The 23,466-nt window shown below is 35.4% G+C and carries 19 protein-coding genes; 14 read left to right on the top strand and 5 right to left on the bottom strand.

Features of this window, described 5'->3' with window-relative positions:
* Nucleotides 1–51: 51 nt before the first annotated feature.
* Nucleotides 52–843 (bottom strand): endonuclease/exonuclease/phosphatase family protein, encoded by a 792-nt coding sequence (locus QL232_RS05600; RefSeq protein WP_281613388.1) that lies wholly within the window; start codon nt 841–843, stop codon nt 52–54.
* A gap of 530 nt (nt 844–1,373) precedes the next feature.
* Between QL232_RS05600 and ccoS the strand changes: the two genes are divergently transcribed.
* From ccoS to QL232_RS05650, 10 genes are all read left to right on the top strand, one after another.
* A complete protein-coding gene (ccoS, locus tag QL232_RS05605) occupies nt 1,374–1,556 on the top strand; it encodes a cbb3-type cytochrome oxidase assembly protein CcoS (RefSeq protein ID WP_168880468.1) in 183 nt (60 codons plus the stop codon).
* A complete protein-coding gene (gene ccoN / locus QL232_RS05610) occupies nt 1,510–3,672 on the top strand; it encodes a cytochrome-c oxidase, cbb3-type subunit I (RefSeq protein ID WP_281613389.1) in 2,163 nt (720 codons plus the stop codon). The genes ccoS and ccoN overlap by 47 nt, the downstream gene beginning before the upstream one ends.
* Nucleotides 3,673–3,726: 54 nt before the next feature.
* Nucleotides 3,727–3,927, top strand: coding sequence for a hypothetical protein (locus QL232_RS05615; protein WP_168880470.1), 201 nt, complete (start codon nt 3,727–3,729; stop codon nt 3,925–3,927).
* A gap of 40 nt (nt 3,928–3,967) precedes the next feature.
* Entirely contained in the window at nt 3,968–4,156 is a 189-nt protein-coding gene (locus tag QL232_RS05620; RefSeq protein ID WP_281613390.1) for a hypothetical protein, read from the top strand.
* A gap of 35 nt (nt 4,157–4,191) precedes the next feature.
* Entirely contained in the window at nt 4,192–5,073 is an 882-nt protein-coding gene (locus tag QL232_RS05625) for a cbb3-type cytochrome c oxidase N-terminal domain-containing protein (protein WP_168880472.1), read from the top strand.
* A gap of 124 nt (nt 5,074–5,197) precedes the next feature.
* Nucleotides 5,198–6,811, top strand: coding sequence for a 4Fe-4S dicluster domain-containing protein (locus QL232_RS05630; protein WP_281613391.1), 1,614 nt, complete (start codon nt 5,198–5,200; stop codon nt 6,809–6,811).
* A gap of 17 nt (nt 6,812–6,828) precedes the next feature.
* Nucleotides 6,829–7,269, top strand: a complete 441-nt coding sequence (locus tag QL232_RS05635) for a FixH family protein (RefSeq protein ID WP_168880474.1) — start codon at nt 6,829–6,831, stop codon at nt 7,267–7,269.
* A 33-nt stretch (nt 7,270–7,302) separates the two neighbouring features.
* Entirely contained in the window at nt 7,303–8,013 is a 711-nt protein-coding gene (locus tag QL232_RS05640; protein WP_281613392.1) for a sulfite exporter TauE/SafE family protein, read from the top strand.
* 146 nt (nt 8,014–8,159) lie between these two features.
* Nucleotides 8,160–8,369: a cysteine-rich CWC family protein gene (locus QL232_RS05645; protein ID WP_168880476.1), complete on the top strand. Its 210-nt coding sequence runs from the start codon at nt 8,160–8,162 to the stop codon at nt 8,367–8,369.
* A 383-nt stretch (nt 8,370–8,752) separates the two neighbouring features.
* Nucleotides 8,753–11,884: a M4 family metallopeptidase gene (locus QL232_RS05650; protein ID WP_281613393.1), complete on the top strand. Its 3,132-nt coding sequence runs from the start codon at nt 8,753–8,755 to the stop codon at nt 11,882–11,884.
* A 77-nt stretch (nt 11,885–11,961) separates the two neighbouring features.
* On the opposite strand, the gene priA is transcribed toward QL232_RS05650, so the two are convergent.
* The 3 genes from priA to QL232_RS05665 all read right to left on the bottom strand — a co-directional run bounded on the left by priA (nt 11,962) and on the right by QL232_RS05665 (nt 16,127).
* Nucleotides 11,962–14,445, bottom strand: coding sequence for a primosomal protein N' (gene priA, locus QL232_RS05655; RefSeq protein ID WP_281613394.1), 2,484 nt, complete (start codon nt 14,443–14,445; stop codon nt 11,962–11,964).
* A 56-nt stretch (nt 14,446–14,501) separates the two neighbouring features.
* Nucleotides 14,502–15,176, bottom strand: coding sequence for a tRNA (adenosine(37)-N6)-threonylcarbamoyltransferase complex dimerization subunit type 1 TsaB (tsaB, locus tag QL232_RS05660; RefSeq protein ID WP_281613395.1), 675 nt, complete (start codon nt 15,174–15,176; stop codon nt 14,502–14,504).
* Between the two features lie 183 nt (nt 15,177–15,359).
* The gene (locus QL232_RS05665) at nt 15,360–16,127 is read right to left on the bottom strand and encodes a peptidylprolyl isomerase (RefSeq protein ID WP_168880480.1); all 768 of its coding nucleotides are present in this window, start codon (nt 16,125–16,127) and stop codon (nt 15,360–15,362) included.
* Between the two features lie 242 nt (nt 16,128–16,369).
* Between QL232_RS05665 and QL232_RS05670 the strand changes: the two genes are divergently transcribed.
* The 3 genes from QL232_RS05670 (at nt 16,370) to QL232_RS05680 (ending at nt 21,223) form a co-directional block, all read left to right on the top strand.
* Nucleotides 16,370–19,129 carry a TonB-dependent receptor gene (locus QL232_RS05670; RefSeq protein WP_168880481.1) on the top strand — a complete coding sequence of 920 codons (2,760 nt, stop codon included), beginning with the start codon at nt 16,370–16,372 and terminating at the stop codon, nt 19,127–19,129.
* Nucleotides 19,130–19,220: 91 nt separating this feature from the next.
* Nucleotides 19,221–20,435, top strand: coding sequence for a hypothetical protein (locus QL232_RS05675; RefSeq protein WP_281613396.1), 1,215 nt, complete (start codon nt 19,221–19,223; stop codon nt 20,433–20,435).
* 212 nt (nt 20,436–20,647) lie between these two features.
* On the top strand, nt 20,648–21,223 hold the full coding sequence (locus tag QL232_RS05680) for a hypothetical protein (protein WP_281613397.1): 576 nt from the start codon (nt 20,648–20,650) through the stop codon (nt 21,221–21,223).
* A gap of 52 nt (nt 21,224–21,275) precedes the next feature.
* On the opposite strand, the gene fabG is transcribed toward QL232_RS05680, so the two are convergent.
* Nucleotides 21,276–22,022 (bottom strand): 3-oxoacyl-[acyl-carrier-protein] reductase, encoded by a 747-nt coding sequence (gene fabG, locus QL232_RS05685; RefSeq protein WP_168880484.1) that lies wholly within the window; start codon nt 22,020–22,022, stop codon nt 21,276–21,278.
* Nucleotides 22,023–22,225: 203 nt separating this feature from the next.
* Here fabG and pepT point away from each other — a divergent pair, with 203 nt between their 5' ends.
* Nucleotides 22,226–23,452 (top strand): peptidase T, encoded by a 1,227-nt coding sequence (pepT, locus tag QL232_RS05690; protein ID WP_281613398.1) that lies wholly within the window; start codon nt 22,226–22,228, stop codon nt 23,450–23,452.
* Nucleotides 23,453–23,466: the final 14 nt, after the last annotated feature.

A 23,466-nucleotide genomic window follows, 5' to 3' on the forward strand; every position in this document is an offset into this window, starting at 1 on the left:
TATGATTCTATTGAATACGCGAATATAAGGTGAAATCCTGTTTCTTAGATGTTATTCATAGGTGATTCTTGTTCTTATAGGGTAGTGATCAGATAATTTATTTTCTGAAAACACTTTGAAATCAATACTTTTCAATTGTGATGTGGAATGAAAAACTTGATCAATTCTAAAGGGTAAATCTCTTAAAGTATAGCCTAAACCTTGTCCAGCGTTATTAAATGAGTTAGTCAACTTTTTATTAATTAAACTATATCCGTAAGCAGAAGGAGGTTCATTAAAGTCTCCACAAACGATCACAGGATACGGACTATTGAGTATGTTCTGATATAAAAGATTGAATTGTTGTTCTCTTAATAAAGTACCTAAGTAGATCTTTTTTAATGTTTTTATTCCTTTATCTAAAATAGATGTATACTGGTTTTCTCCATTATCAAGAACGATTGATTGAAAATGACAGTTAAATACCCGGATCACTTTTTGAGAGTCGACTTTTATATCACAATAAATTATTCCATTGGTTTCTGAGCCACCTATTTCTTTAAAAGGAATAGCTGCTTGATGTATAATAGGATATTTTGAAAATATGCCAAGTCCAAAAGTTGCCTTGATATGGTTCGTTAAAAATGGGGGAGTGTAAGAATAATATCCTTTATCTTTCCCTAACCTTTTATTTGTTTGAAAGAGTGAGTTTTCTTTTTTGGTGATAGAGTCGCTATTATAATATTCTTGAAAACAATAAATATCTGTTTGATCTTTCTCTAACCATTGAATTAACTCCTTGGATTCTTTGTAGTCATGATTGAGATATTTATAAGTATTAAAAACAGATACATTATAACTCATGATACTGACCGATTGATCTAAATTTTTTGTGGAAGAAATGTTCCATGTTATGTCAGATTTCCATAACAGAATTATTGTATAGATACCTATAAAAATAAAGTATCCCTTTTGTTGTTGAGTGATTTCAATAAGACATACAACAAAAAGAAAAAGTAGTAAAATAGGTGTTCCTAATGCTAGAAATATAGAAAATGGGAATATACTAGTAGATACATTAGTTAGTAAGAGTAATATTAGAAGCAAAACGCCTGATAATCTTATCATTCGCCGCGAAAAAAAACTTGAATACCTGTTATTTGTCACCTTTTGAATCAATTTCATTTTTTAAATTACTAATGTATTACGGAAAGATAATTCAAATATGACATAAGTCATGTTTGAGGTGTATATATTTAATCCATTCATGTTTAAACACATATCAAAACATTGACTAAAGTCAGCTTTTTATGTTGATAACCGTCATGCACTGACCTTACAGTTGACAATTATCTTTGCGTAATATTAAAGGAACTCTTTTATTTTAAATATCTATGAGTGCAATCGTTGTATTGATCGGAATTAGTCTTATAGTAGCACTAACATTTCTGGCAGTTTTTATCTGGTCGGTGAAGTCCAATCAGTACGAGGATACGTACACTCCAAGCATCCGAATATTATTCGAAGAAGATGATCGACAAGGAACAGCAACACAAACCGGAAGCGACGAAAGCTAATTTAGAGCATTTCTCGTACGACAACGTAATTGTAAAGAATTTTGCAATTGCGACAATGTTTTGGGGGGTAGCCGGTATGGTCGTGGGACTATTAGTAGCTTTACAGCTTGCCAACCCTATTTTCAATTTTGATACGTCGTTTTTGACGTTCGGTAGACTTAGACCACTTCACACCAACGCCGTAATTTTCGCTTTTGTTGGTAATGGTATGTTTGCCGGTATCTATTATTCATTACCAAGATTGCTAAAAGCAAGAATGTACTCAGATCTTTTGGGTAAGATACATTTTTGGGGATGGCAATTAATCATTTTAGCCGCATTAATTACATTACCTTTAGGTTTTACTCAAGGTAAAGAATATGCAGAGTTAGAATGGCCAATTGATATTGCCATTGCAGTCATTTGGGTAGTTTTTGGTTTAAATATGATCATGACAATGATCAAGCGTCGTGAGCGCCACTTATATGTAGCTATCTGGTTCTATATTGCCACTTTTGTTACAGTAGCGGTACTTCACATTGTAAACAGTTTATCATTACCATTATCATTCTTTAATTCTTATTCTGTTTTTGCAGGTGTTCAAGATGCATTAGTACAGTGGTGGTACGGTCACAATGCCGTAGCATTCTTCTTAACCACACCTTATTTAGGTTTGATGTACTACTTCGTACCTAAAGCAGCAAACAGACCTGTTTATTCGTATAGACTTTCGATCATTCACTTCTGGTCATTGATCTTTATCTATATCTGGGCAGGACCTCACCACTTATTATATACAGCATTACCAGATTGGGCTCAATCTTTAGGTACAGTATTCTCAGTTATGTTGATTGCTCCATCTTGGGGTGGTATGTTGAACGGTTTACTTACACTTCGTGGTGTTTGGGACAAAGTTCGTACTGAGCCAGTATTGAAGTTTATGGTGGTTGCTCTTACTGCATATGGTATGGCAACATTTGAAGGTCCAATGCTTTCTTTCAAAAATGTTAATGCAATTACTCACTATACAGACTGGACAATTGCTCACGTTCACGTTGGTGCATTAGGTTGGAACGGTTTCTTAACATTCGGTATGTTATACTGGTTGTTCCCGAAAATGTACAGAACAAAATTACACTCATTGAAGTTGGCAAACGTTCACTTCTGGTTAGGTACATTAGGTATTGTATTCTATGTAGTACCAATGTATTGGGCAGGTCTAACACAATCATTAATGTGGAAAGACTTTACTCCAGAAGGATTCTTAAAGTACCCGAACTTCCTTGAAACAGTAACTCAGATTGTACCAATGTATATGCTTAGAGCATTGGGTGGTGCATTATATGTAATCGGTGCTTTAGTAGCAGTTTATAACTACTACATGACAGCTAAATCAGGTTCTTTACTAGAACAAGAAGAAGCTTCAGCTCCAGCATTACAAGGTTCTCACAAAGTAAAAAGATGGCATGAGTGGATTGAGGCTCGTCCGATCCAAATGACCATTTTATCAACAATTGCAATTTCAATTGGTGGTTTGGTAGAATTCTTACCTACTTATTTTGTAGAGTCAAATACTCCAACAATTACAACAGTAAAACCATATACTCCTTTAGAGTTAAAAGGTCGTGATATTTATATTAGAGAAGGCTGTTACTTATGTCACTCTCAAATGATTCGTCCTTTCCGTTCAGAAACTGAACGTTATGGTGACTACTCTAAATCAGGTGAATTTGTTTATGACCATCCATTCCAATGGGGTTCTAAACGTACTGGTCCAGACTTAGCAAGAGTGGGTGGTAAATATCCAGACTCGTGGCACTATAGCCATATGTTGGATCCAGGTTCAATGTCTCCTGGTTCAATTATGCCATCATACCCTTGGTTATTGGAAGACGAAATTTCTGTGGACGATGTTCCTGCTCAAATTAATTTGATGAGAAATTTAGGTGTTCCTTACGAAGAAGGATATGAGGACAAAGCATTAGCCGATTTAGAGAAACAAGCAAAATCTATCACAGAGAGCTTGTCTAAAGATGGTGCTGAATCTGCACCACATAAAGAAATCGTAGCCTTGATTGCTTACTTACAACGCTTAGGTGTTGATGCAAGTAAAGCATCAGAAGTTCCATTGAAATAATAATAAAGTAGTGACTTCTGCTTTGGTAGAAGTCACTCTTTTAAAAATATTGTTATGTATAAAGATGTACTTAGATCTATAGAAGATATCGAGATATTTCCAGTGATTGGTTTTATCATCTTTTTCACTTTTTTCATTGCTTGGAGTGTGTACGCATTTCGTATGAAAAAAGAATCTATTGCTGAATTATCCAGCTTGCCTTTAGATCTAGACGATGATACTGAAAATAATAACAGCACAAATGAATTTAAGTAAACTTTCGAGACACCTAATGACCCTAGTGATGACGCTGGGTATGATTCTGCTAAATGCACCGTCAACATTTGCTCAGTCATCAACAGAGAGCATGTTGCAATCAATGAATGCAAGTGAGTGGGCAATCACTTTACTAGGTTTTGCAATCGTCATTTTCTTTTTGATCTTCCTAGTATTGGCATTGGTGTTTTATACGGTTGTTGTTACAAAAAACCAGACAGATCAATAGCAGTTTTGCTTTGACTCTCAAAAATGAATTGAATCATGAAATCTGCAAATAAAAAAATATTAGCGTTAGCTGTACTAGCCCTGACAGGGCATTCTGCTTTTGCCGAAGGAGAACAGCTAATCTACGGCATAGATAACTTTGACGCATTAGTTTTTGCATTAGTAACAATCTTAGGATTATTATTCCTAGCGATTATGATTGTTGCTTTAGGGTTGTTGTTTGTAGTAAGACAAAGCCTTAAAACGTTACCAAAAACTGAGGAAGATATCGCTTTCGAAAAAGAAGGAGAAACAGGTTGGTGGCAGTTCTTCTGGCAGAAGATGAACGCTGCAAAACCATTGGCCTTGGAAGCAGACATCTTAATGGACCATAATTATGATGGTATCCAAGAATTAGATAACGATCTTCCACCTTGGTGGAAAGCCTTATTCTATATTTGTGTACTAAGTGGTTTTGTTTACTTAGGTGTTTATCACTGGTGGGCAGAAGACGATGGTGAACCAGTTTCCATTGCGGAGTATCACGCAGATGTAGAAAGAGCTGAGATTGCCAAGAAGGAATATCTTGCAACAATGGCCAATGCTATTGATGAAACAAATGTCGAAGCATCGACAGATGCAGGAGACTTAGCTGAAGGTAATACGCTGTTCCAAGCCAACTGTAAAGCATGTCATGGTGGAGCAGGTGAAGGTGGCGTTGGTCCAAACCTTACAGATGAGTATTGGTTACATGGTGGAGATATAGCAAGTATCTTCAAAACAATTAAATACGGTGTAACTGAAAAAGGTATGTTAGCTTGGGAATCGAAGTTAACACCTCAACAAATGCAACAAGTATCAAGCTATATTTTAAGCTTACAAGGAACAAATCCTCCAAACGGAAAAGCTCCTCAAGGTGAAAAAGTAGCTGCTGAATAAAACAATTAAATAGTGATAAGGGTAGTCTATATGATAGGTTACCCTTTTCACCTTATTTATATATTAATATATCATCATATATTGATGAAATACCTGAAAATCTGATTTCATTCCTTCATTAATCATGAGACAAGACCTGCATTCACAAGACCCAGATTCATTTAGAGACAGTATTTCGACTGTAGATGAGCATGGAAAAAGAGTTTGGCTATATCCTAAAAAGCCTAGTGGTAGGTATTATAATGCTCGTAAGTGGGTAGCATACATTCTGATCGCATTATTTTTTGTAGGTCCATTTGTTAAAATTGATGGGCAGCCTTTCTTTATGATGAATATCCTTGAGAGAAAATTTGTCATTTTAGGACAGCTATTTGTACCTCAGGATTTCTTTGTGTTTGTATTAATCATGATATCACTGATCATCTTTATTGTACTATTCACTGTAGTATATGGAAGAGTTTGGTGTGGATGGACTTGTCCTCAGACGGTATTTATGGAAATGGTTTTCCGTAGAATTGAATATTGGATTGAGGGGGATGCCAATCAGAAAAGAAAATTAGATAAGGGACCTTGGACAAAGGAGAAGTACCTTAAAAAGATATCGAAGCATACCATCTTCATTATTTTCTCATTAGCGATTGCTAACATGGTATTGGGCTATATTATTGGAGGAGATGAGTTGGTACAAATAGTATCTCATCGTCCAAAAGAAAATTGGCCTGTATTCTTGGCACATATTGGATTTGCTGCAGTATTCTATTTTGTCTTTGCAAGGTTTAGAGAACAAGCTTGTACCCAAGTGTGTCCTTATGGTCGATTGCAAGGAGTTTTCTTAGACAAAGATTCGATAGTTATTTCTTATGACCATGTAAGAGGTGAACCAAGAGGAAAACTGAAAAAGAAAAGAGCAGCTTCGCCTTCTGGATGTGGTGGTTGCGGTTCTGCAGAAAGAACAGAAACCAAAAAGATTGTTGGAAGAGCAAAACCAAAAAGAGCTCCACTTCCTGAAATAAAAGCACCAGATACTCAGGAGATTCCTAAACAGGAAGAAAAGAAAGAGGAAGTTCGTAAGATGACTTTAGAAGACGTTAATGCTTCTATCACAGAAGAACAGCCACAAGGAGATTGTATTGATTGTAAACTATGTGTTCATGTTTGTCCAACAGGTATTGATATTAGAAACGGTACTCAGTTAGAATGTGTCAATTGTACTGCATGTATTGATGCATGTGATGAAGTGATGGATAAAATTGATAAGCCAAGAGGCTTAATCCGTTTTGCTTCTGCCAATGACATTGAAAAAGGACAACCATTTAAGTTTACTACTAGAATAAAAGCATACACAGCAGTACTTTTAGTGTTAGTTGTTGCGGTAATGTATGCTTTAGTAGCTAGAAATGATATTGAAACAACTGTGCTTCGAGCGCCAGGTATGCTTTACCAAAAAGCAGAGAATGGAGACATTCGAAACCTGTATACCATTAATGTGATCAATAAATCAAGTTTTGATTATAATGACTTGAAAGTAGAATTAATTGATCCTGAAGGAAAGATCACTATCGCAGGTGGGCAGATGATTCTAAAACAAGGAGGTAAGCTAGATGGAGCCTTCTTTATAGATATTAACCCAAATGATCTTGATGGTATGAAAAACAAGATTAAATTAAGAATTATCAATGGAGATCAGGTATTGGATGAAGTGACAACCAATTTCTTGGGTCCCATTAAGAAGAAATAGATAAACTAAATAATACGATGAAATTAAATTGGGGTTGGGGAGTTGTGATCGCATTTGTGGTCTTCGGAACCTTTATCATTGCTATGGTAATAAAGATGTTTACTGTACCTGTAAATATGGTATCAAAAGACTATTATGCCGAAGAGCAATTGCATGAAATACATCAGAAACAAAAGGAAAATATCAATACCTTATCAGAAGCTCCTGTTCTTACCTTGAATATGGAGGATGGAAATATTGATGTTATTCTTCCACCAGAATTAAAAAGTGTAAAAGGTCAAATCAGGTTTTTTAGACCATCTGACAATAGATTAGATTTCAACGTTCCTTTAAAATTAAATGAAGATAATGCTCAATCTATTGATGCAAGTAGGATCATGAAAGGACGATGGATATTAAAAATGAGTTTTTCTGCCAATGGCAAAGAGTACTTATTTGAAAAAGCATTGGTGATTTAGTAATACTACTTATCATCTCATAATTAGCAACAAATGAACGAGTTATATATCACTGCATTAGGTATGGGTTTCGCTGGGAGTTTCCATTGCTTGGGAATGTGTGGGCCTATAGCTTTAGCGATTCAAGGAGGGAAATCTCAAGGACCTCAACAGATCTTTGATCGATTATTATATAATTTTGGACGAGCGACTACTTACACTTTATTAGGTGGGTTTGCAGGTTTATTAGGACAAGGACTCTCTTGGTTAGTTGGGTATCAGGTGTATTTAACAGCTTTTCTTGGAGTAATGATGTTGGCCTTTGGGGTATTTGCTGTAAACCCTGATAAGTTATTGAGCTTTATTCCTTTTTTAGGAGGGTGGTTTCAATTTGTAAGGAAACAACTCGGTAAATTCCTTAGAAATGCAAAGTGGTATAACTTCTTTTCCATTGGAATAATGAACGGTTTCTTGCCTTGTGGATTGGTATATATGGCTATGATAGCAGCATTATCTACAAGCAGCATTTCTGAAGGTATGAGTTATATGTTTATGTTTGGCTTAGGAACTATACCTATGATGTTTGCTGTTGCAGTTGCTGGTCAGTTTATCGAAACAAAAGTCAGAAATCAGGTACGTCGTATTTATCCAGTGCTGTTTTTAGCAATGGGAAGTTTACTGCTATTGAGAGCATATAATATTCACCAATCTTCTCAACAAATGACTGATAAGCCAATGGAAGAGGTAGAAATGAAGTGTCACTAATCTTCTTTTGATTTATCCTTTTTTAAAGGAAAGACTATAAGAAATTCCTAAAAAAATTGTATATTTATTAGAGGTAATAAATGATTATATTCTTAATAGACCTAAGCGGATTTACCGCATACTAACCATAAATTTATCTTTTCGTAATGCCAAAACACGAGATCAAAACTTGCCAGCGTTGTCAAAAAAACTTCGAATGTAAGGTAGGGAATATCACTCAATGCCAATGTTACGAAGTAAAAATGACTTACGAAGAAACGCAACGTATGCATCAAGAGTATGAAGAATGCTTATGTGCAGCATGTATGTTGGAATTACAAATCCAGTATAGAAAAGAAGAATTAGTTGATAAGTAAAAACCGAAACTTTATATATCTACCAAGCCATAGGAATCTTTATTCTTATGGCTTTTTCATTTTTTTTAAATTTTTTTTCGATTGTATAATCCCTAGTTTTCTTATGGAGAAAGTAGATAAGAAATAGGATTGACATGTCACAGAATAGTTAAATACGACCATTTAGAGTTATTATTTGTTTGAACATTTTTTAAATTTTGAATTATTGGATTATATCAATACCGTTGTGTTGTACCTACTCCTTGTTGGATAACAGGTAGTTGTTTTTATGAAATAACCTTCAATATATTTGTGCAGCTATTAATTGTTTGATCAATCTAATTACTAACACTTAAATAAGCCTCACGACAGGCACAAATCCAATTCAATAATTTAACTACAGAATGAAAACTCAACTACTCTCGGTGATTCTTATTGGAATCATCACGGTAAGCTCTTACGCTCAAGAACTTATCTCTTTCGATCAGTCCAATGGTCGAAAAACAATCTCCCTTCAACAAACAGAAAATGTATTACGACAGAAACTACAACTCAAAACCGCTACTAGTTTTCGACAAGTTGATACTAAAGTTGATGACCTTGGTATAAGTCACAGACGTTTTCAAGAATTCTATCAGAATGTAAAAGTAGAGTATGGAGGATATACTCTAAATTTTAAAGGAGAAAAGCCACTTTCTATCGTTCATCATGTAACTCCAATTGCCTTGGAGACTATTGAGCCTTCTATTTCTGAAGAGGAAGCTTTGTCGCTTGCAATTAAAAATGTTGGAGCTTCAAAATACATGTGGCAAATGCCAAATCAGGAACAAATGGCAAAGAAAATGACCAATGGAAAATTGGCGACCTTTTATCCAAAAGGAGAGCTTGTGATTGTTCCAAATTATGAAGCTACAGATAGAGAAACCCGCTTAAAACCTGTTCTAGCATATAAGTTTGACATTTATGCTGAGGAGCCAGTAAGCAGATCTTACATTTATGTGGATGTGAAAACCGGAGATATTGTACATATCAATCCAATAATTAAACATGCAGAGGTGAATGGATCATTGTCTACAAGATACTCAGGGTCAAGAGCATCAAAAACAGATTCATATAACGGAAGCTACCGATTAAGAGATTACACAAGAGGTAATGGTATCGAAACTTACGATATGAACACAGGTACTAATTACAACAGTGCTGTAGATTTTACAGACAATGATAACAATTGGTCATCAAGCGAATGGAACAATAGCCAAAAAGACAATGCAGCATTGGATGCTCATTGGGGTGCACAGATGACTTACGATTACTTTATTGCATCACATAATAGAAATAGTTGGGATGGTAATGGAGCAACCATAAAAAGTTATGTTCACTATGATAAAGCTTATGACAATGCATTTTGGAATGGATCGGTAATGACTTATGGAGATGGTAGTGATACATATTTTGATGCACTAACTTCTTTGGATGTTGCTGCCCATGAAATTGGACATGCAATCTGTGAAACAACTGCAAATCTAGTCTATCAAAGAGAATCGGGAGCTTTGAACGAAGGCTTTTCCGATATTTGGGCCGCTTGTGTTGAACAATATGCAGCTCCGGAAAAAGATATTTGGTTAATCGGAGAGGATATTGAACGAAGATCAACGAGTCAAGCTTTACGATCTATGAGTGATCCTAACAGCGAAGGACAACCGGATACTTATGGTGGATCTTATTGGAAGAATCCAAATTGTGGCACTCCAACTCAGAGTAATGATTATTGTGGAGTACATACAAATAGTGGAGTACTAAACCATTGGTTTTATATTCTTACCGTAGGAAAAACGGGATCTAATGATATCGGAAGTAGTTATTCTGTATCTGCTATAGGTATCGAAAAAGCAGCAAAAATAGCTTATAGAACAGAAGCTGTTTATCTATCTTCTACTTCCACTTTTGCAGATGCAAGAACTTTTTCGATACAATCTGCTATTGATTTATATGGGTCGGGTTCAAACGAAGTGGTTCAAACCACAAATGCTTGGTATGCTGTTGGAGTAGGTAGCGAGTACGGAACAATCGCATATTGTGCTTCAAAAGGTAATGATGCATCTTATGAGTGGATTGCCAATGTAACAGTGGCCGATCTTGTGAATACTACAGGTACAAATGGCGGATATAATGACTTTTCATCGTCTAAATCGGTATCATTAGCAGCAGGTAATTCCTATAATGTTTCGTTATCTCCAGGATTTTCGAATTCATCTTATGATGAGTATTGGAAAATATGGATAGATTTTAACGAAGACGGAGACTTTGAAGATGCCAATGAACTTGTTTTTGATGCAGGAAGTTTAAGTTCAACAACTGTAACAGGAAGTATTACAATTCCTGCTTCAGTAGGACCAGCATCAACAAAAATGAGAGTTTCGATGAAGTACAACGCAAGTCAGACTGTTTGTGAAACATTTGATTATGGTGAAGTAGAAGATTATGCGGTGGAAATCACAACCGGTTCTCCATTAGTTTGTGATGTACCTTCTAATGTATCGGTAAATAATACTACTTCTACAACAACAGATATTTCATGGTCTGCAGTATCAGCAGCGAATGATTATACATTAAGAATAAGAGAAAGTGGTGGAACTTGGAGTCAATATACTGCAACAAGTGAAACAGCTACATTAACTGGACTATCAGCGTCAACTAATTATGAGATACAAGTTTCTTCAAATTGTACTTCTGGTTCATCGTCGTTCTCGGCTACCAGTACATTTACAACAACAAGCGGTAATGGTGGTTCATTGAGTTACTGTGCTTCAAATGGAAATAACGATACTTATTTCTGGATTGACAATGTTTCTTTTGGTGGCTTAAATAATAGTACTAATAAAGATGCTGGTTATGGTGATTATACAAGTTTAGCTCCAGGAACGTTAACAAGAGGAGCAAGCGAAACCATAGATTTTAGTGCAGGATTCAGAGGTACGAGATATACTGTATATTGGTCAATATGGATTGATTACAATCAAGATGGAGATTTTGAAGATGCTAATGAGCTGTTTGTTCAAGGTTCTTCAAGTAGTGCAGGCAATTTAACGTCAACGCAGACAATACCAGCTACAGCGGTTCTTGGTACGACAAGGATGAGAGTAGCAATGAAGTACGGAGCAGTTTCCACACCATGTGAATCGTTTACGTATGGAGAGGTAGAAGATTATAGTGTAACCATTACTTCTGGAAGTACAATTAATGCTCCATTGGTATCCATAGGCCGAAAGTCTGTAGAAACTTTAGAAAGTGAATTGATGGTCCGAGACTTTAGTATTTATCCAAACCCAGCATCGTCGATGCTAACTATTAATGCGAGTTCATTTGTAGGGAATGGCACAATGAATATTTACAGTATAAACGGGAAAAATATTCTTACGATTCCTGTTACGGAGTCAAATACAAGATTACCACTTCAGCAATTAAAGAAGGGGATGTACTTGATCAAAATAAACAATGAACTTGAATCACAAACGAAGAAGTTTATTGTAGAATAACTGTCCTATAATGTTAGTAATTAGAAGATAATCAATAATATAGTGAAGCTACTCTAAGATTCTTGGAGTAGCTTTTTTTAATTAGGGTCAACATCAATCGTTACCCATACTCTTTTGAAGTTCTTTTCCTCTTTAAGTTGAAGAATGGCATGGTGTATATAATTCTTCGCTTTTTTAAGGTCAAAATTCTCTCTTTCCAATTTGATGAGAATTTCAGAAAGGAAATAGTTTCTAATCTTGTTAATATTAGGTTCTTGAGGTCCTAAGATCCGTTTTCTACCTAACCAGTTGACTAAACGGTTGCCTAACCATTGTGCAGATTCTTTAGTGAGTTCCTGTTTTTCACTCCTTATAGTTAATTTAATAAGTCGAGTGAATGGAGGGTAATGATATTGTTGTCGTTCTGCTATTTCTTTTCGGTAGAAATTACGGTAATCATGCCTCGCTACTTTAGCAAATAAGGTTTCATTTGGAGTAGTTGTTTGTAATATTACTGTTCCCTTTTCACCTCTTCGCCCAGCTCTTCCACTCACCTGAGTTAGAAGTTGAAAAGCACGTTCATGTGCTCTGAAATCTGGGAAATACAATAAGCGATCTGCATCTAATATTCCTACTACTCTTACATTACTAAAGTCTAAACCTTTAGTCACCATTTGTGTACCTACTAAGACATCGATATGACCGTGTTCGAAGTCTGTCAGAATCTGTTCATAACTATGTTTTCGTCTAGTGGTGTCTAAATCCAAACGTCCAACTCTTAAATCAGTGAGGTAATCTTTCAGTCCTTCTTCTACTTTTTGTGTTCCTAATCCGACAGTTTTAATTTCTGTACTACCACAGGAAACGCAAGTATTTGGTACATGTTCTTTATGACCGCAGTAATGGCATCTCAATTCATTTTTATAGATATGATATGTGAGATTTACATTACAACTTGGGCAAGTGGGAACCCAACTACATACATTACAAGTAACATAAGGGGAATAACCTCTTCTGTTTTGAAAAAGGATTGCCTGATGTCCCTCTTCGGTCGTTTGATGTAAAGTCTGAAGAAGATCATCAGAAAAATCATCCTTCATCTTCTTTTGCTTTCTTTTAGACTTTATATCAATAATTTTAATTTCTGGTAGTTGAGCATCACCATACCTTTCGCTTAATCCTGCGTAGGCATATTTTTGTTTGGCAGCAAGATAAAAGCTCTCTAGAGATGGAGTAGCAGAACCTAAAACTACTTTGGCATGATGAAAATGAGCCAAAACTAAAGCTAAATCACGTCCTTGATATCTTGGGGCTGGGTCATGTGCTTTATAGGATGAATCATGTTCTTCATCAACAATAATTAAGGAAAGATCTGAAAACGGTAAGAATAAAGAAGATCGAGTACCAACGACTACTTGAAAACGTCCTTCTTGAACACCTTTCCAAGTTTCAACTCTTTCATTATCCGAAAATTTTGAATGATAAATACCAAGTACATCACCAAAATAAACTTTTAGTCTTCTTACTAATTGAGAGGTTAAAGCAATTTCTGGAATCATAAAAAGGGCTTGTTCTCCATTCTGGATTACCCCTTGTATTAATTGTAAATAGATTTCAGTTTTGCCACTTCCTGTCACTCCATGTAAAAGACAAACATTTTTTTCTTCTAGCCCTTTTATTGTTTTTTGTAAGCATTCATTTTGTGCATCAGATAATTGTGGAGTGGGTTGCATCTTATCTGAAGCTGTTAATTCATAGCGAGGTATTTGACGCTCAAACTCTTCAAAAATGCCATTTTTTGTCATTGTACCCACAGAACTTGGAGATAATGCTCTTCCACTGTGGACAAAGTCTTTTTTTGCTACACCATGGTAGTTGCTTAAATGATCTTCATGTACAGGTACTAGCGTAAGGTATTTAAGCAGAGCATCTTCTTGTTTCGCTTTCTTGCCAAGTTGTTCGAAAAGTTGATCCAAAGCCTCTGGGTTTTCAGCGTATTGTTCAGTTAATCGAATACGTTTTTCCATCTTGGGCTTATACTTTTCTTTTATCTGCTCAATTAACAGAATTGCTTCTTTGGCAATAAGGTCTTTAATGGTTTTATATGGACTCTTTAGCTGGATGATATTCCCTACCTGAGTATATGGAATAGTCTGTTCCTTTTCTAAATGAGACAATAAAGTAAACTCCCGATCATTTAGTATCTCAAGATTATCTTGAATAATAAAATGTGGATGTAATTGTATATATGATTGACTACTGAGTTTTAACCCTGAAGGTAATGCTACATTTAAAACTTCACCAATAGTACACATATAGTAATCAGCGACCCATTTCCAAAGTTTTATTTGTGATGGGTTTACACTGGGTTCTACTTCCAATACCTCTAAAATAGGTTTGGGTTCGTACTTATCAGGATGTTTATCATGAATTTCAGAAACAATACCCGTATACATTTTTCTGTTTCCAAACTCAACCAGTACCCTGTGACCAACCACTATAGCCACATCCATCATTGGTGGGATACTATAGCAGAAACTTTTTGGTATAGGAACAGGAAGAATTACTTCAGCAAACTTCATATATAATGGTATTGACTAAAAATCGTAAAGAGATAGAAAAAGTGTAATACTAATTATTACAGTCTTTTTCTTGGAGTTGTTGCTTGGAACTCTTTTAGGTATTCAGGTTCCCAATAGGCAACATCTTTGAATTCCTCTTTTTGGAAACTTTCTAGTGCCAGTTCTCCTATATATTGTGCAGAAGGAACGATGTTTTTAATAATTTTGGACGGTTTGCTAGCCAATAACTCTTGACATTTATCTGCTCCATTTCCAAAATATACTAGTCTGCCAGAAATATCACTTAAACTATTTTCATCCATGATCATTGGCTGAGGGGCAAGAATTTCTTTCATATCAGCTGTAAATAATGCTGTGTATACTTCCATTCTTCTAGCATCAATCATAGGACAAATAATATCCTCCGATTCTGCATAATAAGAAACTTGCAATGCCATAGAAGCCAATGTACTTACTCCAATAAGAGGAATGTCTAAAGTATAGCATAATCCTTTTGCAGTAGCGGCTCCAATTCGAAGACCAGTATAAGAACCAGGTCCTTCTGAAACAGCAACAGCTTTTAAATCAGTCATTGCAATACCTGCGTTGTCAGTAATATTTTTGATCATTACAGAAAGGTATTCTGAGTGTGACTTATCAATATGCTGCTCATAATAAGACAACAATTCACCTTCTAATGTATGTAATGCTACTGAACAAACAGTAGTGGAGGTATCAATGCTTAAAATCATGGATGATTTAAGATTTAAAATTTATGATATAAGAGATCTCGACATCTCTAGGAATAGTACTGCAAAAGTAAAAATACTATTTCAGTTTGATCTTATCGGTTAACAAATAATTTGACACCCCAGTACAATGCGATAAATTATAATGGAGATAGGGGGTGACAAACCTTGTTTACTGATACTTATTTATTCAATAACTTTTGCATTAATAAATATAGGATCTAATGGCCATTCACCTTCAGTAGGAACAGCACAAATCTTATCTACTACATCCATTCCTTCTATTACTTCACCAAAAACAGTGTGTTGACCGTCTAAATGTGGATCGCCACCTATTGTTCTGTAGATATTTTTTTGCTCCTCTGTATATTCTAGACCATTTTCCTGTTCAGATGCTTGCAAGTCGCCTTCTGTTACCTCTCTTCCTTGAACAATAAAGAAATCGAAAGGTGTAGATTGTCGAGTAGGGTTGTTTTTATAAGCTCTAGCAGCTGAAAGTGCACCTCTCTTATGAAAAAAGCGTCTAGGATCAATTTCATTTGGAACATGATACTTCCCGACCTTTCTTTTCTTTACTCTAAAATCAGGTTCGTCAGAGTCTCCACCTTGAGCAATGAAATTAGGTACAACTCTATAAAATTGAGAATCGTTAAAGTACCCTTTCTTTGTTAGCAAGATAAAAGAGGCTCTGTGTTTCCATGTTTCTTTATAAAGCTTAAGCTTAATATTACCGTATTTGGTTTCGATCAATACAATTGTTTCTTGGTTTTCAGGACCATACCAGTCCAATACTTTCATAATATTGGTGTCATCTAACTTCGGTATTGTTCTGTTGACTTTAGTTTTCTTTTCGTACTCCTGTTTAGTGTATTTATTACTATTATTTTCATTACAAGAATATGCAATAAAACCAAGAATAAGTATGAATAATTTGAGTTTGAAATTTCTTAACATTGGCTGTCTGTATTAAAAAAGTTTACTCAAATGTATAGAATCGCAGAAAAATAACAATTCTTGAGGCGTGTATATTTTGTTTATAACGAATTTTTAGATTCTATGTAACATTGAGTTAACAGAAAACCTTTTTTAATTAACACCAAGTTTAAGATTTCTAAAATAATACAACATAGACCACTCCTACATTTGCAACGTGATTTGGTTAACACAGTTTTAGTATTTAAGAATTTAAACAAACAATGAAACAATTTTTCATTTCATTTACGCTAATTATTCTTTCAATCTCAGCCTTTGCTCAGAAGGGGCTTATCAAGGGTAACGTAAAAGACGCAGATACAGGTGAAGATGTAATCGGTGCGAGTGTTTCTTTATCAGGAACAACAACTGGTGCATCAACTGATATTTTTGGTAATTTCCAATTTAACGCTCCTGTAGGTAATTATACTTTAGTAGCTTCATTTATCGGTTACAAAAAAACAACTCAAGAAATTTCAGTAGTAGAAGGAGAAGAAGTTGTAGTTAACTTTTCTCTTCCTTTAGATGCACAAGAGCTTGAGGCTGTTGAAATCGTAGCGAAAGCAAATACAGAATCAGCAGGTGCTTTAATGGTAGAGCGTCAGAATTCTGATGTAATGATCCAAGCAATTGGTGCTGAAGAGATGTCAGTAAAAGGTATTTCAGATGCTGAAGACGCTGTAGCCAATGTAACAGGTGTTACTAAGGTAGAAAGTAGAGGTCTTTTCGTTAGAGGCTTAGGTGATAGGTATAACAACGCAACAGTTAATGGTTTAGTAGTTCCTTCTACAGACCCTAACAAAAAAGTAATTGACTTGGGATTGTTCTCAACAGACGTTGTTAGAAATATTGATATTAACAAAACATTTAATCCTTCTTTATATGGTGATTTTGCAGGTGCAACTGTAAATATTGTTACTAAAGACTATCCAGATGAAGGATTTTTCACAATAGGCTTATCAGGAGCTTATAACTCTATCGCTACTGGAAATGGTTTTAAAACGTTTGCAGATGGTGATATGGAAATGTTAGGTTTCTCAGGTAATGGTAGAGCTTTACCTACAGAAATGTACAATAGAGAAGTTCCTAACTCATATGACAACTCATTCTCACCAACATATAAAACGGCAGGTCCTAACATGAGCTTTAGTGCTGCAGGTGGTAACCTTTACGAATTTGGTGACGAAAGTGCTTTCGGTTTTATTGCATCCGCTTCATTTGATAACGAATATGAAATTAGAGAAGGTGTAAAAAGAACTTACAGAGCAGAAGGTACTACAATTAACAACTACGACTCAAAAGAATATATCTACTCTACAAACACAACTGCAATGGGTAATATGTTCTACAAGATCAACAATAAGAATCAGATCTCATTCAATAATATCTTCATCAATGAGTCAGCTAACAGCGTGTTAGACTTACAAGGTAAGCATGAAGAATTAGGTAGAGAAGAGCCGATCTTTAGAGAGCGTAATACTTATACTCAAAACACAGTAAATATTCATCAATTACTTGGTGATCATAAATTCGGCGAAAACGATCGCTTAACAGTATCATGGGGTGCTGGTTACTCTAAATCAAGATCACAAGAGCCTGATAGACGTCAGTTGACATACAGAGATCTTGAGTATGAAAATGGTGAATTTACAGGTAAACTATTCGCAAATGCTCCAGATGACTCTCATAGATTCTGGTCAGATATGAACGAGAATACTTGGTCAGCAAGAATCGGAGCAACTTACGGTCTTGGTGAGTACAATGAATACAATGATACTTACAGAAGTAATTTATCAGTAGGTTACAACGGATCATTCAAAGACAGAACATTCGAATGGTGGATGTCTACATTAAGTATCCAAGGTGTTCCTCCAAGAATCGATATTGATAACCCTCAAGAAGATCTAGATCAAAACTTTGCAGATGGTACTTTAACTTACAAGCCAATTGTTCGTTACGATACTAAATTTAATGCAGTGATGAATGTAAATGCATTCTACGCAGATTATGGTTATGAGATCGTTCCTGAAAAATTAAAAATGAATGTTGGAGCTCGTTTCGAGCAAGGTTACCAAGAAGTAGCTTACAAAGACGAAGGAACTACAGATCCTAATGCTCCAGACAATTTAAATATCAAAGAAACTAGTAATTTCTTACCATCATTAAGCTTCAAATACTCGCTTAATGAAAAGTCAAACATCCGTTTAGCTGCATCACAAACTCTTATTCGTCCAATGATGTCAGAGTTAATTCCTTTCCGTTTCACTTTTGCCAACGGTCAGAAGATTGTAGGTAACCCGAACTTGGAAAACTCAGATGTATTGAACTTCGATCTTAAGTATGAGATCTTCCCTAACTCAGGTGAATTATTCTCAGTAGGTGTATTTGCTAAGCAAATTGACAATACAATCGAGTTAGTAACAAAAGCGTCAGCGATTACAGAATTTACTTATGTAAACGCAGGTACTTCGCATGTTGCTGGTGTTGAAATCGAATTAAACAAAAGATTATCAAATATCTTCCAAAATGGAGGAGAGTGGTTATCTAGATCAAATGTTGGATTCAATACTACATTATTAACTTCACAAACAGACTTAAGCGGTTCTGCTGGTCAGTTTACAAACGAGCAAAGAGCAATGTACGGAGCATCTCCTTACATGGTGAATGCAAACGTATCACACGAAGCAAACATTTTTAGTGATAATGTAACTTCAATCTTCACTGTAACTTACAACACATTCGGTGATAGAATTGTAGCAGCAGGTTCACAAGGTGCTGGTGATATCTACGAAAGATCTTATGGAACACTAAACTTTGTTTGGAAGAATAAAATTGGTGAAAAAATCAGCTTAGACTTATCAGTGAAAAACATCTTAAACCCAGACATTACTCTTGAGCAAGAGTTCACAAACGGAACACAAGGTGTTGTTGAAACTTATAAGAAAGGAGTTGATGCTAAGTTAGGCTTCAAATACAGTTTTTAGCATAAAAAAAAAGAGGAAGTAAATGGAACTTACGACCTCTCCTTTAAAAATTAATATTTTAATTCTCGAGACAAATTTACAACTTTTAATTATGAAAAAGCAATTTAAAACAGCTGCATTTATCGCATTAGTTGGTTTATTCACAATATCATGTGATTCTGATGATGTAACAGGACCTATCGATGACAACATTAACGGAGATACTCCTGCAGATTCAACTGGTACAGATGATGATGCTAGACTTCAAGATCAAGCATTAGCAGCAGGTAAAATTGTATCGAATGGTGCAGGTACAGGTGCTGGTGATTTACCATCATGGGCAAAAGGTACTGATTACGCAGGTACTTCGGTTTCTGGTGATTTTGATTTAACAATCACTGCTGGAGATTTAGCTGACAATCAATTATCATGGTCAGGTAATGTTTCTATCTCAGGTGCTGTTAAAGTTCCAGCTGGTAAAACTTTAACTATTGCTGAAGGTACAGTAATTGAAGCACAAGCATCAGATTCATATTTAATGGTCTTACAAGATGCAAAAATTGACGCGCAAGGTACAGAGGAAAACATGATCGTTTTCACTTCTAAAGATAAAACTCCAGGTGCATGGGGTGGTTTATTACTTAACGGTAGAGCTACAATTAATAATGGCGATGCTAACGGTGAAGCTTCTCCAGAAGTTGATTCAAACGTTACTTATGGTGGTACAAACGATTCTGATGATTCAGGTATCTTAACTTTCGTAAGAGTTGAATTCTCTGGTTACAAATATGGTGATGAGTCAGAGCACAACGCATTTACTTTCTCAGGTGTAGGTTCAGGTACTGAATTATCAAACTTACAAGCTTTCAAAGGTACTGATGATGGCCTTGAGTGGTTCGGAGGTACTGTAAGTGGTGAGAACTTAGTTTCAGTTGGTTGTGAAGATGATTCATTTGACTGGGCACATGGTTACGTTGGTTCATTAACGAACTTATGGGTAATTCATGATGCTTCAAGATCTTTCGATAAAGGTTTTGAAATCGACAACAACTCTAAAAACAACTCAGCTGAGCCTTACACTAAAGCTACAGTTACTAACGTAACAGTTGAAGGTGTTGCTGGTGAAACTACTGCTTTCAGAGTTAGAGAAGGTGCTAAAGGTAACTTCATCAATGTAAAAGTTGTAAACGCTAAGAAAGGATTTGACGTTCACAATGATGTTACAATCAACAACGTAATGAACAACGAATTAACAGTATCTGCTTACACAGCTGAGTCTGTTGATACAGAAGTTGCTTATGTTGATGACTGTGAAACTTGTGAGTAAGTCATAGATGATATACAAAAAGGTATAGCATAATTACCCTAAGCTAATACTAAAAACTCGCAAAGACCAAATCAGTGAGTACCCTAGGTTAATAGAATTAGCCTAGGGTTTTTTATTGAATAATTTTACGGAATAATTGTATTTGGTAAGTAATAACTATCTGAAAAATAGTTGTTTATTGTGATGCAGTGAACGAATAGTTAAGTTATAGTATGAAGAATAACCAATACTATTACTTAATTATCATCACTATATTATTAACAACTACATCGATTAATGCACAGGTTTATCTTGGAATTAGTGGAGGAGCCTCACTTATTAATCAAAACGATATTGAATTTTGGCAGCAAAGATATGAAGTAGAAGGAGTGTCTACCACTCGTAAACTTTTTATTGGATATCAATTTAAATATTTAGGATTTGAGTTAGGCAACCGTTTCTTGGGGAATGTTTCAGAACAAACCGATTTATATGTTTTAAATGCTGATAAAAAGGGATGGGATTTTACCGGAATTGGACGTTATTCCTTTGGGAAGCTTTCGGCTTTTGTTAAAGCTGGAGTAGTGTTTCTTAGCCATCGAAACTACTATACTTTAATTTATGAAAATCATGTAAACACATACCTTAATAAGGTAAAATCTCAGGATGTATTATTGGGAGTGGGCAGTGATTTTAGTGTTACAAATTTTCTTGCTTTACGTTTAGAGTATGAAGGAATTATGTTACAAGAATCAAATAACTATCATTCCATTACGCTTGGTACATTATTTAAAATTCGTCATAAATAAAAAAAGGCTGTCTTTTTTACGAGACAGCCTTTTTTGATATATATAATAAAGATTAACTCTTCATTGCACCAGTCAACTGAATAGTTTGTCTAGTGATATATGTAGACATATCAGAAGCTAAGAATACGCAAAGATCTGCAACTTCCTCTGGCTTACCACCTCTTTTCATAGGGATATCAGCCAACCATTCGTCTTTAATTTTTTGATCTAAAGTAGCTGTCATTTCAGTTTCGATGAAACCTGGAGCAACAGCATTAACACGAATATTACGAGGAGCCAATTCTTTAGCTACTGACTGTGTGAAACCAATAATACCTGCTTTTGATGCAGCATAGTTTGCTTGACCAGCATTACCATAAACACCAACAACAGAACTCATATTAATGATTGAACCGCTACGTTGCTTTAAGAAAGTTCTAGTAGCTGCTTTAGTCATATTGAATACAGAGTTTAAGTTAACTCTGATTACATCATTGAATTGTTCTTCAGACATACGCATTAAAAGTGTATCTCTTGTAATACCTGCGTTGTTGATAAGCGCATCCAATGAATCGAAATCTGATGTGAAATCAGCAATTAATTTTTCAGCCGCTTCCATTTGAGATGCATCTGAACGGTAACCTCTAGCTTTGATGCCATAAGCCTCAAGCTCAGCTACTAATGCCTCACCTTTTTCTACACTTGAAAGGTAAGTGAAGCCTATATTTGCGCCATGCTCCGCGCAACGAATTGCGATTGCGCGTCCAATACCCTTAGACGCACCAGTAATCAAAACGTTTTTGCCTTCTAGCAGTTTCATGGTGTGTGTTTCTAGTTTATAGAATTAATTCAGTCCGCAAGATACAAAAAAGATATAATGAACAAGTTTTATTACCATTTATCATACGATTAATTACACTTTTTTTCCTGTTTTTAGAACAATGACATTTTCTAACAACTAAAACGAACAAGTATTCACTTTGAATTGTATCTTTGGTGCGGTAAAAATGAAATATTACTTCCATGGAAAAATTATTAGAGAGATTCTTAAGATACGTAAAAATTGATACTGAATCTGTTCCGGGTGTGGAGCAAATTCCGAGTACAAAAAAGCAGTTTGACTTAGCGAATTTGTTGGTTGAGGAATTGAAAGAAATAGGTTTAGAAGAGGTAACTATTGATGAGAATTGCTATGTGATGGCAACTTTACCATCGAACGTAGATAAAGAAGTTCCTACCATTGGTTTTGTAGCCCATGTAGACACAACTCCCGATCTTACAGGTAAAAATGTAAACCCTCAGGTATGGGAAAATTACGATGGAGAAGATATCGTTTTAAATAAAGAAAAAGGTATCGTTTTATCTACTGAAGAATTTCCAGAAATCAAGCAATATGTTGGTCAAACGATTGTTACCACTGATGGTACAACGCTTTTAGGAGCTGATGATAAAGCAGGTGTAGCTGAAATCATGACAGCCATGGATTACTTGGTGAAAAATCCTGAAATAAAGCATGGTAAAATCAGAATTTGCTTTACTCCAGATGAAGAAGTAGGTAAAGGTGCTGATCTATTTGATGTTGATAAATTCGGTGCAGAGTGGGCTTATACTATGGACGGTGGTCCAATGGGTGAGTTTGAATATGAAAACTTTAATGCAGCATATGCCGAGGTGACTTTCAGAGGGCAAAATGTACACCCAGGTACTGCAAAAGGTAAGATGGTGAACTCAATGAATATTGCGGCTAAGTTTGCAACAAAATTTCCAGATAGTGAGACACCAGAAACGACTGAAAAGTATGAGGGTTTCTATCACTTATTAACGATGACAGGTAGTGTAGAAGAATCGAAACTTCAATACATTATCAGAGATCATGATAGAACAATTTTTGAGGCAAGAAAAGACCATATGAAAGCACTTGTTGGTACATTCAGAAATGAATACGGTATGAATAGTGTTGAATTGAATATGGTAGATCAATATTACAATATGAAAGAAAAGGTAGAGCCTAACATGCATATTGTAGATCTTGCATTAGATGCAATGAAAGCCTTGGATATTGAGCCTGATGTGAAAGCAATTAGAGGCGGTACTGACGGTGCTCGTCTATCATTTATGGGATTGCCTTGTCCTAATATTTTTGCTGGTGGACATAACATGCATGCCCGTTATGAGTATGTTCCTGTTCCAACAATGAAAGCAGCAACGAAAGTAATTGTAAAAATTGCTGAGTTGGTAGCAACGAAGTAAAAGATATAATCAAT

It is taken from the genome of Flammeovirga sp. SubArs3, assembly GCF_947387565.1.
Taxonomy (GTDB): Bacteria; Bacteroidota; Bacteroidia; order Cytophagales; family Flammeovirgaceae; genus Flammeovirga; species Flammeovirga agarivorans.

Excerpts from the sequence above, each read along its gene's own strand:
- QL232_RS05600 (WP_281613388.1), bottom strand. The coding sequence starts at position 843 with ATGAGTTATAATGTATCTGTTTTTAATACTTATAAATATCTCAATCAT.
- ccoS (WP_168880468.1), top strand. The coding sequence starts at position 1,374 with ATGAGTGCAATCGTTGTATTGATCGGAATTAGTCTTATAGTAGCACTA.
- ccoN (WP_281613389.1), top strand. The coding sequence starts at position 1,510 with ATGATCGACAAGGAACAGCAACACAAACCGGAAGCGACGAAAGCTAAT.
- QL232_RS05615 (WP_168880470.1), top strand. The coding sequence starts at position 3,727 with ATGTATAAAGATGTACTTAGATCTATAGAAGATATCGAGATATTTCCA.
- QL232_RS05620 (WP_281613390.1), top strand. The coding sequence starts at position 3,968 with ATGATTCTGCTAAATGCACCGTCAACATTTGCTCAGTCATCAACAGAG.
- QL232_RS05625 (WP_168880472.1), top strand. The coding sequence starts at position 4,192 with ATGAAATCTGCAAATAAAAAAATATTAGCGTTAGCTGTACTAGCCCTG.
- QL232_RS05630 (WP_281613391.1), top strand. The coding sequence starts at position 5,198 with ATGAGACAAGACCTGCATTCACAAGACCCAGATTCATTTAGAGACAGT.
- QL232_RS05635 (WP_168880474.1), top strand. The coding sequence starts at position 6,829 with ATGAAATTAAATTGGGGTTGGGGAGTTGTGATCGCATTTGTGGTCTTC.
- QL232_RS05640 (WP_281613392.1), top strand. The coding sequence starts at position 7,303 with ATGAACGAGTTATATATCACTGCATTAGGTATGGGTTTCGCTGGGAGT.
- QL232_RS05645 (WP_168880476.1), top strand. The coding sequence starts at position 8,160 with ATGCCAAAACACGAGATCAAAACTTGCCAGCGTTGTCAAAAAAACTTC.
- QL232_RS05650 (WP_281613393.1), top strand. The coding sequence starts at position 8,753 with ATGAAAACTCAACTACTCTCGGTGATTCTTATTGGAATCATCACGGTA.
- priA (WP_281613394.1), bottom strand. The coding sequence starts at position 14,445 with ATGAAGTTTGCTGAAGTAATTCTTCCTGTTCCTATACCAAAAAGTTTC.
- tsaB (WP_281613395.1), bottom strand. The coding sequence starts at position 15,176 with ATGATTTTAAGCATTGATACCTCCACTACTGTTTGTTCAGTAGCATTA.
- QL232_RS05665 (WP_168880480.1), bottom strand. The coding sequence starts at position 16,127 with ATGTTAAGAAATTTCAAACTCAAATTATTCATACTTATTCTTGGTTTT.
- QL232_RS05670 (WP_168880481.1), top strand. The coding sequence starts at position 16,370 with ATGAAACAATTTTTCATTTCATTTACGCTAATTATTCTTTCAATCTCA.
- QL232_RS05675 (WP_281613396.1), top strand. The coding sequence starts at position 19,221 with ATGAAAAAGCAATTTAAAACAGCTGCATTTATCGCATTAGTTGGTTTA.
- QL232_RS05680 (WP_281613397.1), top strand. The coding sequence starts at position 20,648 with ATGAAGAATAACCAATACTATTACTTAATTATCATCACTATATTATTA.
- fabG (WP_168880484.1), bottom strand. The coding sequence starts at position 22,022 with ATGAAACTGCTAGAAGGCAAAAACGTTTTGATTACTGGTGCGTCTAAG.
- pepT (WP_281613398.1), top strand. The coding sequence starts at position 22,226 with ATGGAAAAATTATTAGAGAGATTCTTAAGATACGTAAAAATTGATACT.